The following is a 13,182-nucleotide window of genomic DNA, read 5'->3' as shown; positions in this document are numbered from 1 at the left end:
CGGATCAGGACTCGTCACTACACCGGTTTAGGGAGTGCGGATGCTTCAGGCCACACCGCTCGGCGACGGATGGATCCTGCGGCACGAGTCGGAGGCGCTGCCGGCCTCGGTGCCGGGCTGTGTGCACACCGACCTGATGGCGGCCGGGGTGATCCCGGATCCCTTCCTGGGCCGGAACGAGACCGACGTGGCCTGGGTGGGGCGCCGGGACTGGACGTACGAGCGGGAGCTGCCCGCCCCGTCCTCGGCGCAGGAGCAGACCGACCTGGTCTTCGACGGGCTCGACACCGTCGCCGAGATCTCCCTGGACGGGCGGCTGCTGGGCACGGTGCGGAACATGCACCGCTCGTACCGGTTCGACGTGACGGGCCTGTCCGGGCGGCTGTCGGTGCGGTTCGTCTCCGCCTACGCCGAGGCGGAGGCCGTCCGGGGACGGCTGGGCGAGCGGCCCGCCGCCTACGCGGAGCCCTACCAGTACCTGCGCAAGATGGCCTGCTCCTTCGGCTGGGACTGGGGGCCGACCCTGGTGACGGCCGGGATCTGGCGTCCGGTGCGGCTGGAGCACTGGTCGACGGCCCGGATCGCCCGGGTGCGGCCCCTGGTGAGCGTCGAGGAGGGCACCGGGGTCGTCGAGCTGGCCGTCGAGGTCGAGCGGACCCGGGTGGAGGCACCGCTCGCCGTGGAGGCGACCGTCGCCGGGGTGCGGGTCCGCGCGGAGGTCGAGGGGGCGGGCGGGACCGTACGGCTGCGGGTGCCCGGCGCGCGGCTGTGGTGGCCGCGCGGGTACGGCGAACAGCCGCTGTACGACGTCGAGTTGACGCTGCTGCACGGGGACGACGCGCTGGACGTGTGGCGGCGGCGGATCGGCTTCCGGACCGTCGGGCTGGACCGGCGGCCCGACGCGCACGGCACCGGCTTCACCCTCGTCGTCAACGGCGAGCGGCTCTTCGCGCGGGGCGTCAACTGGATCCCAGACGACGTCTTCCCGTCCCGGATCACCCGCGAGCGCTACCGGGAGCGGCTGGAGCAGGCCGCCGGCGCCGGTGTGGACCTCGTACGGATCTGGGGCGGCGGGATCTACGAGAGCGAGGACTTCTACGACGCCTGCGACGAACTCGGCCTGCTGGTCTGGCAGGACTTCCCCTTCGCGTGCGCGGCCTACCCGGAGGAGCAGCCGCTGCGCGGTGAGGTGGAGGCCGAGGCGCGGGAGAACGTCGTACGGCTGATGCCGCACCCGTCGCTGGTGCTGTGGAACGGCAACAACGAGAACCTGTGGGGCTTCCGGGACTGGGGCTGGGAGCCGAGGCTGGCCGGGGACTCCTGGGGCGAGGGCTACTACCTGGGCCTGCTGCCGCGTGTGGTGGCCGAGCTGGACCCGACCCGGCCGTACACGGCGGGCAGTCCGTGGTCCGGTTCCTGGCGGCACCACCCGAACGACCCGGACCACGGCACGCACCACTCCTGGGAGGTGTGGAACCGGGAGGACTACGCCGACTACCGGCTGAGCGTGCCGCGGTTCGTCGCCGAGTTCGGCTGGCAGGCCCCGCCCGCGTACGCCACGCTGCGCCGGGCGCTGCCCGGGGAGGAACTCGCGCCGGACTCCCCCGGCATGCTGCACCACCAGAAGGCGGACGACGGCAACGGCAAGCTGGAGCGCGGACTGGCCCGGCACTTCGCCGTTCCGGACGGGGACTTCGACCGCTGGCACTACCTGACGCAGGTCAACCAGGCGCGGGCGGTCGCCGCCGGCATCGAGCACTGGCGCGCGCACTGGCCGGTGTGCGCGGGCACGGTCGTCTGGCAGCTCAACGACTGCTGGCCGGTGACCTCCTGGGCGGCGATCGACGGGGACGGGCGTGAGAAGCCGCTGTACCACGAGCTGAAGCGGCTGTACGCGGACCGGTTGCTGACGCTGCAGCCGCGCGAGGCCGCGCTGGAGGTGGCCGCCGTCAACCAGGCGGCCGGGGACTGGACGGGGACGCTGACCCTGCGCCGGATGTCCGTCGAGGGCGAGGTGCTGGCGCGGGCGCGGATGGAGGTGGCCGCCGGGGGGCGGACCGTGGCGCGGGTCGGGGTGCCGGACGAGCTGACGCCCGCCGGGCCGAAGGAGTTCCTGGTCGCGGACCTGGACGGGCTGCGGGCGGTGCACTTCCCGGTGCCCGACCGCGAGGTCGCCTGTCCCCGGCCGGAGTTCGAGGTCGCCCTCGCCCCGGAGGGGATCACGGTGACCGCCCGCACCCTGGTACGGGACCTCCTCCTCCAGGCCGACCGGCTGGATCCGGGTGCGCGGGCCGACCGGGGGCTGGTCACGCTGCTGCCGGGCGAAGAGGTGACCATCAAAGTGAGCGGCTGGCGGACTCCGGACCGGGAGGCCGCCCGTTCCGCCCTGTACTGCGTGGAGCCCACCCGATGACGGCGACGCCGGCCCCCCGCGTCACCATCAAGGACGTCGCCGCCCGGGCGGGCGTGTCCAAGGGGGCCGTGTCGCTCGCGTTCAACCACAAGCCGGGCCTGTCCGAGGCGACCCGGGACCGGATCTTCCGGGCGGCGCGGGAGCTGGGCTGGGCGCCGAACCTCACGGCGCGGACGCTGGCCGGGTCGCGCGTGGACGTGGTGGGGCTCGCGGTGTGCCGGCCGGCGCGGATGCTGGGCCTGGAGCCCTGGTACATGGAGTTCGTCTCGGGCGTGGAGAGCGTGCTGGCCGAGCACTCCTGCTCGCTGCTGCTGCGGCTCGTGCGGAGTCTGGACGAGGAGGTGGCCGTCCAGGCGGCGTGGTGGAGGGGACGGCAGATCGGCGGGTCGATCCTGGTCGACTTCCGGGCCGACGACCCCCGGGTGGACCTGGTGGGGCGGCTGGGGCTGCCCGTGGTCGCCGTCGGGCACCCGTCGCTGACCGGGGGGCTCACCTCGGTGTGGACCGACGACGCCACGGCCGTGACGGAGGCGGTGCGCTACCTGGCCGCGCTCGGGCACCGGCGGATCGCCCGGGTGGGCGGGGCGGCGGACCTCGGGCACACGTCGATCCGGACGGCGGCGTTCGACGAGGCGGCGGGGGCGCTGGCGCTGGCCGGGGCGTGGCAGGTGGCGACGGACTTCTCGGGGGACGCGGGGGCGCGGGCGACGCGGTCGCTGCTGACGGCCGCGCCGCCGGACCGGCCGACGGCGATCGTGTACGACAACGACATCATGGCGGTGGCCGGGCTGTCGGTGGCGGCGGAGATGGGGCTGCGGGTGCCTCAGGACGTGTCGCTGCTGGCGTGGGACGACTCGCAGTTGTGCCGGCTGACGCATCCGACGCTGTCGGCGATGAGCCATGATGTGCACGGGTTCGGGGCGGAGGTCGCCCGGACCCTGTTCTCGGTGATCACGGGGAGCGGCGAGGCCGAGTCGCATCCCGTGGCGACGCCGGTGCTGACCCCTCGGGGGTCCACCGCGCCGCCCGGCATTCGTGTGTGACCTTCACCGCTCCCGGCCATGGGACTGGGCAGCTACGTTACTCATAAGTAGCATGGGCTGAGCAAGCGCTCAGCGTCCTGGACCCTGGAGGAGAGCCATCGTGCCTCGTACCGTCAGGGACGTCGTCTTCGTCGACGGCGTCCGCACCCCGTTCGGCAAGGCGGGCCCGAAGGGCATCTACCACGAGACCCGTGCCGACGACCTCGTCGTGAAGGCGATCCGGGAGCTGCTGCGCCGCAACCCCGGACTCGACCCGAAGAAGATCGACGAGGTCGCCATCGCCGCGACCACGCAGATCGGCGACCAGGGCCTGACCATCGGCCGCACGGCGGGCATCCTCGCCGGGCTGCCGCAGTCCGTGCCCGGTTACTCCATCGACCGCATGTGCGCCGGCGCCCTGACCGCCGTCACCACGGTGGCCGGCTCCGTCGCCTTCGGGGCGTACGACATCGCCATCGCCGGCGGTGTCGAGCACATGGGCCGCCACCCCATGGGCGAGGGCGTCGACCCGAACCCGCGGTTCGTCAGCGAGAAGCTGGTCGACGAGTCCGCCCTGTTCATGGGCATGACCGCCGAGAACCTGCACGACCGCTACCCGCAGATCACCAAGCTGCGCGCCGACGAGTACGCCGTGCGCTCCCAGGAGAAGGCCGCCAAGGCGTACGCCAACGGCAAGATCCAGGCCGACCTGGTGCCGATCTCGGTCCGCCGCACCTCCCCCGAGGCCGGTGAGACGGGCTGGGGCCTGGTCACCGCCGACGAGCCGATGCGCCCGGGCACGACGCTGGAGAACCTCTCCGGTCTGAAGACCCCGTTCCGCGTCCACGGCCGGGTCACCGCCGGTAACGCGGCCGGTCTGAACGACGGCGCCACCGCCTCCCTCATCGCCTCCGAGGAGTTCGCGCGGGAGCACGACCTCCCCGTGAAGATGCGCCTGGTCTCCTACTCCTTCGCGGGTGTGGAGCCGGAGGTCATGGGTTACGGCCCGATCCCGGCGACGGAGAAGGCGCTGGCCCAGGCCGGTCTGTCGATCTCCGACATCGGCCTGTTCGAGATCAACGAGGCCTTCGCCGTCCAGGTCCTGGCCTTCCTCGACCACTACGGCATCGCCGACGACGACGAGCGCGTCAACCAGTACGGCGGCGCCATCGCCTTCGGCCACCCGCTGGCCTCCTCCGGCGTCCGCCTGATGACGCAGCTGGCCCGCCAGTTCGAGGAGCAGCCGCACGTCCGCTACGGCCTGACCACCATGTGCGTCGGCTTCGGCATGGGCGCGACGGTCATCTGGGAGAACCCGCACTTCGAGGGGGACAAGTGAGCACCACCGCCGAGCTTCTCAAGCAGGCTTCCGAGCTGTTCCCGGACGAGGTCGTCACGAGTGCGCACGTACGCCACTTCGACCTCCCCCTCGGTGCCGGGCGCTTCGCCCTGATCACCCTGGACAACGGCCACGACCACACCAAGCCGACCACCTTCGGCCCGGCCTCGCTGGCGAACCTGAACGCCGCGATCGACCAGGTCGAGAGGGAGGCGGCGGACGGCGAGATCACCGGCGTCGGCATCACCGGCAAGCCGTTCATCTTCGCGGTCGGCGCCGACCTCAAGGGCGTGGAGATCCTCAAGGAGTACGAGCACGCGCTCGCCATCGGCAAGGGCGGCCACGAGGTCTTCAAGCGGCTCTCCAAGCTGGCCGTGCCGACCTTCGCCTACTACAACGGCGCCGCGATGGGCGGCGGTGTCGAGGTCGGTCTGCACTGCACCTACCGCACCGTCTCCGCGGCCCTGCCGGCGTTCTCGCTGCCCGAGGTCTTCCTGGGCCTGGTCCCGGGCTGGGGCGGCTGCACGCTGCTGCCGAACCTGATCGGTCCGGAGAAGGCCGTCTCGGTGATCATCGAGAACAGCCTCAACCAGAACAAGCAGCTGGGGGGCAGGCAGGTCTACGAGCTCGGGATCGCCGACGCGATCTTCGAGGGCGCGGACTTCCTGGAGCAGTCGCTGATCTGGACCGCCTCCGTCCTCAAGGGCGAGCTGGAGATCGAGCGCCCGGTGATCGACCGCGGTGAGGCCTGGGACCAGGCCGTCGCCAAGGGCCGCTTCATCGCCGACTCCAAGGTGCACGGCGCCGCCCCGGCCGCCTACCGCGCCCTGGACATCATCGCCGCCGCCAAGAACGGCGACCTCCAGCAGGGCTACGACGCCGAGGACAAGGCGCTCGCCGACCTCATCATGGGCGGTGAGCTGCGCTCCGGCATCTACGCCTTCAACCTGGTGCAGAAGCGCGGCAAGCGCCCCGCCGGTGCCCCGGACAAGTCCCTGGCCCGTCCGGTCACCAAGGTCGGTGTCGTCGGCGCCGGTCTGATGGCCTCCCAGCTCGCGCTGCTGTTCCTGCGCCGCCTGGAGGTGCCGGTCGTGCTGACCGACATCGACCAGGAGCGCGTCGACAAGGGTGTGGGCTACGTCCACGCCGAGATCGACAAGCTGCTCGGCAAGGGCCGCATCAACCAGGACAAGGCCAACCGCCTGAAGGCGCTGGTGTCCGGTGTGCTGGACAAGGCCGAGGGCTTCGCGGACGCGGACTTCATCATCGAGGCCGTGTTCGAGGAGATGGGCGTCAAGCAGAAGGTGTTCGCGGAGGTCGAGGCGGTCGCCCCGGCGCACGCGGTCCTCGCCACCAACACCTCCTCGCTGTCGGTGTCGGAGATGGCGTCGAAGCTGAAGCACCCCGAGCGGGTCGTGGGCTTCCACTTCTTCAACCCGGTCGCCGTGCTGCCGCTGCTGGAGATCGTCCGCGGTGAGCAGACCGACGACGCCTCCCTCGCCACGGCGTTCGGCGTCGCCAAGAAGCTGAAGAAGACCGCGGTCCTCGTGAAGGACGCCCCGGCGTTCGTCGTGAACCGCATCCTGACCCGCTTCATGGGCGAGATCCAGAACGTCATCGACGAGGGCACCCCCGTCGAGGTCGCCGAGAAGGCCGTCGAGCCGCTCGGTCTGCCGATGTCGCCGCTGGTGCTGCTGGAGCTCGTCGGCCCGGCGATCGGCCTGCACGTCTCGGAGACCCTCAACCGGGCCTTCCCGGACCGCTTCACGGTCTCCCCGAACCTCAAGGCGGTCGTCGAGGCGGGCAAGCGCGGCTTCTACGTCTACGACTCCGGCAAGCCGGAGCTGGACCCCGAGGTCGCCGCGCTGCTGAAGCAGGGCGACACCGTCCTGACGGAGGAGCAGGTCCGCGACCGCGTGCTCGACGCGGTGGCGCAGGAGATCGGCATCATGCTCGACGAGGGCGTGGTCGCCGAGGCCCAGGACATCGACCTGTGCCTCATCACGGGCGCCGGCTGGCCCTTCCACCTGGGCGGCATCACGCCGTACCTGGACCGCGAGGGCGTCTCCGAGCGCGTGAACGGCAAGAAGTTCCTGGCTCCGGGCGTCGCGAGCGTCCCGGCGTAACGCGCCACCCCTGAGGGGGGCGGGTGTGCGGTAACAATCCGCACACCCGCCCCCCTTTGCGTATGCCGCCACAGATAGGATCCTCACACAATCCGACCATTGTTTACCTGGCTCTGACGGTCTCCACCAGAGACCGCCGGGTGTCCTCGAAGGAGTCTTCCGTGGCGTCCTCCCGTCGCCGAACACCCCGACGCCGGGTCTGGCCCAAGATCAGGCTCCTGCTCCTCGTGGCCGTGGTCGCGGCCGGCGGCACCGCCCTCTATCCCGTGTGGAAGGCCGCGAACCCGGACCCGCCCGAGCTGAAGGTCCGCTACCGGACCGACACCCCGGCCACGGCCGCGGCGGCCAAGCCGTCGCTGGAGGTCTTCAACGACACCGGCAAGCCCCTGCCGTTGAGCGACGTCACTCTCCGGTACTGGTTCACCGCCGAGGACTCCGCCGCGTACGCCTTCAACTGTGTGAACGCCGTCTTCGGCTGCTCGAACGTGGCCGGGCGGATCGTCGCGATGGACAAGCCCACCGACACCGCCGACCACTACCTGGAGCTCCGGTTCACCGAGGGCGCCGGCGACCTGAAGCCCGGCGCCAACAGCAAGGGCATCGACGTCCAGCTGTTCCGCACCGACCACAAGAAGCTGAAGCAGTCCGACGACCGCTCCTTCGACGCCGGGATGACGTCCTACAAGGAGGCCGAGAAGGTCACCGCGTACAAGCGGGGCGTCCTCGCCTGGGGTGAGGAGCCGGACGGCACGAAGGCGAGCGACGAGAAGAAGGCCACGGCGAAGGCCGCACCTCAGGCGCTGCCGGCCCCGCCGGCCGGAGTGCTGTTCGACGACTTCTCCTACCTGGGCCCCAAGGACCCCGCCCTGTTCAAGCACGGCTGGCTGGTCCGCACCAGCAAGGGCGGCCCCGGCATCGAGAACACCTGGTCGGCTCAGGGCGTCAGCTTCCCCACCGCCGAGGGCTCCCACGCGGACGGCCAGGTGCTCAACCTGCGGGCGAGCACGGACGGCACCAAGGCGGGGACCAGGCAGGCGAGCCTCGGCACGGCCGCGGCCAAGTTCCGCGACGGCACCTACGCGGCCCGCATCCATCTCAGCGACGAGCCGGCCACCGGGGACAGCGGCGACCACGTCAACCAGACCTTCTACACCATCGGCGGCAAGGGCTCGAAGTACAGCGAGCTGGACAACGAGTACATGCCGAACGGCGGCTGGGGCCGGCCCGGGCCCAAGCTCGACACCGTGACCTGGTACGACCACAAGACGAACGACCGCGTCTACGAGACCACGAACAAGAGCCTCGACGCCTGGCACACCATGCTGATCAGGGTGAAGGACGGTGTCGTCGCCTACTGGCTCGACGGCAGGAAGCTCTTCGTCAGCAGCGGGAAGTACGCCCCGCGAGCTGACATGTCCGTGAACTTCAACCACTGGTTCATTGATCTGCCGTTCAAGGGGGAACGCGCCTGGGACATGAAGGTCGACTGGCTGTACTACAACGCGAACGAAACGCTGTCGGCGAAGGAAGTCCAGTCCGAGGTGGAGGGCTTCACGAACGACGGCATGCACTACTTCGACACGGTCCGGGGGTCCGGGTGAGGAAGAAACAACCAGTGGTGAGCCGGCGCAACGCGCTGCTCCTGGGCGGAACGGGAGGGGCCGCCCTGGCGGGCGGTGGCGCCTGGCTGGGGAACGTGGCGGCGCAGCCCGCCGCCGCTCCGGCGGTCGAGGCGGCCATCGGCGGACTGACCACCCCGCCGGCCTACGCGCCCTCGGGCCGCCGCCCCAAGTACCGCCGGGCCAGTTGGTCCCAGCAGTTCCAGTCCGGCCACGGCTGGACCCCCGGCGGCGCGGGCACGGCCTCGGCCGAGGCGAACGACAAGACGCAGTTCGTGCGCGGCACCCAGTCGGTCCGGGTGACCACCAACGGCACCGGCAAGCAGTCCTACGTCCGCAGGACCGGCATGACCGCGATGAGCCTGACCGGCAAGATGATCCGGCTGGTCTTCCGCGTCGACGACGTGACGAACCTGGCCAAGATGGTCTTCTACCTGGGCAGCGGCTCCCTCGCCAACCACTTCTCCTGGACGTTCCACGCGCACTCCAAGACGGCGGCCAACTACGTCCAGTCCGGCGAGTGGGTGACGGTCCACCTCCAGTGGGCGGACGTCGCCGGGGCGGCCGGTACGTACTCCATCGGCGCCGACGGCAAGCCGTCCACGAAGACCGGCTTCACCGACATGTCGTTCGCGGTGTACGACAACGCGGGCGGCCCGGTCACCTACCGCCTCCAGGCCGTGGAGCTGATCCCGGACACCGTCTCGGTCTTCCCCAAGGGCGTCGTCTCCATCACCTTCGACGACTCCCACAAGTCGGTCCACGACCTGGCCCGGCCGGTCATGGACCGCTTCGGCTTCCCCGGCACGGTCTACAACATCGCCGACGCCATCGGCACCGGCAGCTTCCTGACGATGGGCCAGATGCGCTCCATGCAGGACTTCTCCGGCTGGGAGATGGCGGGCCACTCGTACGCGAACGCCGTCCACACGGCCAGCTACCCCAAGCTGACCGCCGAGCAGGCCGACGACGACTTCCGCAAGCTGCGCGAGTGGCTGGTGTCCAACGGCTTCACCAGCGAGCACTTCGCCTATCCGCACGGCGCGTTCCAGAAGACCTCCGACGGCGTCCCGGTGGACCAGATCGCGAGCCGGCACTTCACCACCGCCCGGTCGATCATCTCCGAGACCATCGAGTCCTTCGCCCCGGCGATGCCCTACCGCCTCAAGGCGCTGACCGGCATCAACGACGGCACGGGCATCGGCGGTACGGCGCTGTCGAAGCTGACGGGCGCGGGCGGCCGGCTCGACCGGTGCGTGAACAGCGGCGACTGGCTGATCCTCTGCCTGCACAAGGTCGTGGACGGCGCCCCGGCGACGAGCACCGAGATCGGCAAGGCGGGCCTGGAGACGCTGATGAAGGCGATCGACGACCGGGACATCCCGGTGCTGACGGTCGAGGAAGCGATGGCCTCCTACACCTGAGGCCCGGCCACACGAGTACGCACGAGAGAGGGGCGGCCACGGGGCCGCCCCTCTCTTCGCTCTTCCACGGCTCTACCAGCCGCCCTGACCGTTCCCCTGCTGCCAGTTGGGGTTCTCCTGGTACGGGTAGGCGCCCTGCTGCGGATACTGCTGCTGGTACGGGTCGGGATAGCCCTCGTACCCGCCCTGCCACTGCTGCTGCCCGGCCGGTGCGGGCGTCCCCCAGGTCACGGGCTGCTGGGGTACGTGCGCGTGCTGCTCGTCGTAGCCGGGCAGCGGCTGGGGCTGGGCAGGGATGCCGCCCGCCGGGCGGGGCCGGGTGCGCAGCGCCACGCCCTCCAGCCGCATCAGCTGGAGCGTCTCGGTGACCTTCTTGTCGGAGTACGGGTCCTCTTCCTCGAAGATCTCCGTCACGTCGTGCTCGTGGTCGCCGGCCACGGACACCTCGACTCCGCCCTGGCGGGTGCCCCAACTGCCCTTGTGCAGGGTGAACAGGGCGTAGAAGCGCAGCGGGGTGAGCAGGGTCAGCTGGATCACGCCGTAGATCGGCGCGAGCAGGAACATGCCGAAGCGCTTGACGAAGCCCATGCCGCGGCGCGGGAAGTCCAGGTAGCGGACGTTGCGCAGGTACCCCATGAGCACCATGAAGATCAGGTAGTCCCCGATGTGGTTCAGGAACTGCTGCGGCTTGATGATGGGCAGGATGACCATCGAGTAGAACATCGCCGAGCCGAAGACCAGCCAGAGCGCGAGCTCCATGCAGGTCAGCCAGAAGGCCGGGCGGTACTTCTTCTGGTGGCGGAACGCCCAGAGGGACTCGCGGAAGAAGGACTTGTTCCAGCGGACCTGCTGGCGCAGGAAGTGCGGCAGCTTCTCGGGGACGGCGGTGTAGCCGACGGCCGTCTCCTGGAAGACGACCTGGCCTTCCATCAGGCAGTAGTTGGTCATGCGCCGGTCGTCGCCGAAGACGGCCGGCTTGCCCAGGAACTGCTGGTTGAGGAAGTCCGGCAGGTACTTGCGCACCAGCGTGCCGCGGTACGCCGACAGCGCGCCGCAGCAGCACAGGACCGACTTCAGCCGCGAGTAGGCGGCCCGCTCGAAGAGGAACGAGTTGCCGTAGCGCAGGTCCTGGAGCCGGGTGAAGATGTTGCTGTCGTGGTTGAGCGCCAGCACCATGCCCGTGGAGGCCATGATCTTCTCGTCGGCCAGCGGCAGCAGCAGCTCGCGCACGGTGTCCCGGGACAGCACGGTGTCCGAGTCGACGCAGAGGAAGATGTCGGAGTACGGCGCCGCCTCGAAGCCCAGCGCCAGCGCCTCGCGCTTGCCCTTGTTCTCGGGCTGCACGCTGACGGTGTACTTGACGCCCTTGGCCTCGAACTCGCGGCGCAGCTTCTTCGCGGCCTTGATGCCGGAGTCGTTGGCACTGGCGTCGTCGATGATGTGGATCTCGTTCGGCAGGCGGCTCTGCGCGAGGAGACTGCGCATGCCCTGCTCGAACATCACCGGGTCCTCGTTGTAGATCGGGATGACCGCGGTGACCCAGGCGTTCTCCAGGTACTCCAGCTCCTCCCGGCCGGCCTTGGCCGGGCGGTAGAAGAGGGCGCCGAACATCTTCAGGGACAGCAGACCCATGGCACCCATCGAGTACAGGTGCAGGGAGCCGGCGTCGAGCCGGGTGGCGATCAGCGCGGCCAGGCCCAGGAAGACGAAGTACGAGACCTTCAGGTGCCGCCGCTTGCGGTGCGCGCGGCGGCCGCCGGAATCGACGGCCCCGGGTATGTACGTGTCTTCGGAAGTCACAGCTTGACCACCCGCGGGTGGTCGGCCGACTTGCCCCGGGTGTCGAACAGCGCTCGGGCCCGGTCGGCGAGCTCCTCCAGGTCGATCTCGCGGTGCGGCTGGAGCAGGATGGTGAGGTCGGCGGCCTCGGCGGCGGCGAGGTAGTCCCCGGCCCGCTCGACGGGCGCGCCGCCGACCTGCCACTCCTCGACCCGCGGGTCGAAGTAGACGAGCTCGGCACCGCGCGCGAGGAGGTTCTCGGCGACGGCCATGGCGGGGCTCTCCCGCTGGTCGGAGATGTCCGGCTTGTACGTGACGCCGAGCAGCAGCACCCGGGAGCCGCGCACGGCCTTGCCCTGGTCGTTCAGCAGGTCGGCCGCGCGGTTCACCACGTGCACGGGCATCCGCTGGTTGATCTCCTGCGCCAGCTCCACGAACCGGAACGGGATGCCCAGCGAACGCACCTTGTACGACAGGTAGTTGGGGTCGATCGGGATGCAGTGCCCGCCGACGCCGGGGCCGGGGTAGAACGGCGCGAAGCCGAACGGCTTGGTCGAGGCGCACCGGATGGCGTCCCAGAGGTCGACGCCGATCTCGCGGCAGAACATCGACATCTCGTTGACGAGGGCGATGTTGACGTGCCGGTAGGTGTTCTCCAGCAGCTTGGCCATCTCGGCCTCGCGGGTGCCCTTGGCCTCGACGACCCGGTTCACGAAACGCTCGTAGAGGGCGCGGGCGGCCTTGGTGCAGTCGGCCGTGATGCCGCCGACGACCTTGGGCGTGTTCTCCAGGCCGAAGGAGGCGTTGCCCGGGTCGATGCGCTCGGGGGAGAAGGCGAGGTGGAAGTCGGCACCGACGCGCAGCCCGCCGGCCTCCAGACGGGGACGGACGACCTCGTCGGTCGTGCCCGGGTAGGTCGTGGACTCCAGCACGACGAGCGTGCCGGCCCTCAGGTGGGCGGCGATGTCGTCGACGGCGGCGTGCACCGCGCCGAGGTCGGGGGCCCCGTGCTCGGTGAGCGGCGTCGGAACGCACACGACCACCGCGGCGGCGTCGGCGATGACCCCCGGCCGGTCGGTGGCCTCGAAGCCCCGCTCCCGCATGGCGCGCACATCGGCGTCGCTGATGTCGTCCACATGCGAACGGCCGGCGTTCAGCCCGTCGACGACCCGTCGGCTGCGGTCGAGACCGACCACCTTCAGGCCGGCGGCGGCCGCGGACCTGGCCAACGGCAGGCCGACGTAACCGAGTCCGACAACGACAAGATCCACCGTGGAGGATCTGCTCACGACATTATTCCCAACCCCGTTGCCACGGCCCCGGCCAGACGCACAGCAACCGGCCCCCCGAGCAAATTCGAACAAGTCCGAGGAGGTTAACAAGACCTTCACTTTTTGACCACGTTCACCCGAGGTGCGCCTTGTCACGCACACATCCGTACAACCCTTGACACACTTCGT

Annotated in this window: 8 protein-coding genes; 6 read left to right on the top strand and 2 right to left on the bottom strand. The window is 70.3% G+C overall.

The features are described from left to right. The first annotated feature begins 40 nt into the window (after nucleotides 1–40). The 6 genes from ABZ948_RS03850 to ABZ948_RS03825 all read left to right on the top strand — a co-directional run bounded on the left by ABZ948_RS03850 (nucleotide 41) and on the right by ABZ948_RS03825 (nucleotide 9,943). Nucleotides 41–2,413, top strand: coding sequence for a glycoside hydrolase family 2 protein (locus ABZ948_RS03850; protein ID WP_359756944.1), 2,373 nt, complete (start codon nucleotides 41–43; stop codon nucleotides 2,411–2,413). Beyond that, nucleotides 2,410–3,456, top strand: a complete 1,047-nt coding sequence (locus tag ABZ948_RS03845) for a LacI family DNA-binding transcriptional regulator (RefSeq protein WP_359756942.1) — start codon at nucleotides 2,410–2,412, stop codon at nucleotides 3,454–3,456. Before ABZ948_RS03850 ends, ABZ948_RS03845 begins: the two co-directional genes overlap by 4 nt. A 100-nt stretch (nucleotides 3,457–3,556) precedes the next feature. After that, nucleotides 3,557–4,774, top strand: a complete 1,218-nt coding sequence (locus tag ABZ948_RS03840; RefSeq protein ID WP_359756941.1) for a thiolase family protein — start codon at nucleotides 3,557–3,559, stop codon at nucleotides 4,772–4,774. Then, nucleotides 4,771–6,900 carry a 3-hydroxyacyl-CoA dehydrogenase NAD-binding domain-containing protein gene (locus ABZ948_RS03835; protein WP_359756939.1) on the top strand — a complete coding sequence of 710 codons (2,130 nt, stop codon included), beginning with the start codon at nucleotides 4,771–4,773 and terminating at the stop codon, nucleotides 6,898–6,900. Before ABZ948_RS03840 ends, ABZ948_RS03835 begins: the two co-directional genes overlap by 4 nt. A 161-nt stretch (nucleotides 6,901–7,061) precedes the next feature. Next, the gene (locus ABZ948_RS03830; protein ID WP_359756938.1) at nucleotides 7,062–8,501 is read left to right on the top strand and encodes a cellulose binding domain-containing protein; all 1,440 of its coding nucleotides are present in this window, start codon (nucleotides 7,062–7,064) and stop codon (nucleotides 8,499–8,501) included. Nucleotides 8,502–8,518: 17 nt separating this feature from the next. Continuing rightward, complete coding sequence (locus ABZ948_RS03825) at nucleotides 8,519–9,943, top strand: polysaccharide deacetylase family protein (protein WP_359756937.1); 1,425 nt, start codon at nucleotides 8,519–8,521, stop codon at nucleotides 9,941–9,943. Nucleotides 9,944–10,015: 72 nt separating this feature from the next. On the opposite strand, the gene ABZ948_RS03820 is transcribed toward ABZ948_RS03825, so the two are convergent. Both ABZ948_RS03820 and ABZ948_RS03815 read right to left on the bottom strand, forming a co-directional pair. Further along, on the bottom strand, nucleotides 10,016–11,743 hold the full coding sequence (locus ABZ948_RS03820; protein WP_359756936.1) for a glycosyltransferase: 1,728 nt from the start codon (nucleotides 11,741–11,743) through the stop codon (nucleotides 10,016–10,018). After that, nucleotides 11,740–13,011 (bottom strand): nucleotide sugar dehydrogenase, encoded by a 1,272-nt coding sequence (locus ABZ948_RS03815; protein ID WP_359756934.1) that lies wholly within the window; start codon nucleotides 13,009–13,011, stop codon nucleotides 11,740–11,742. Before ABZ948_RS03815 ends, ABZ948_RS03820 begins: the two co-directional genes overlap by 4 nt. Nucleotides 13,012–13,182 lie beyond the last annotated feature (171 nt).

Source organism: Streptomyces olindensis (assembly GCF_040645895.1).
Classification (GTDB): domain Bacteria; phylum Actinomycetota; class Actinomycetes; order Streptomycetales; family Streptomycetaceae; genus Streptomyces; species Streptomyces olindensis.
Note: the sequence above shows the minus strand (reverse complement) of the source record. Positions and strands in the feature narration are given on the sequence as shown.

What these genes read in the sequence shown, in the direction of transcription:
- ABZ948_RS03845 (WP_359756942.1), top strand. Translation starts at nt 2,410, where the DNA reads ATGACGGCGACGCCGGCCCCCCGCGTCACCATCAAGGACGTCGCCGCC.
- ABZ948_RS03850 (WP_359756944.1), top strand. Translation starts at nt 41, where the DNA reads ATGCTTCAGGCCACACCGCTCGGCGACGGATGGATCCTGCGGCACGAG.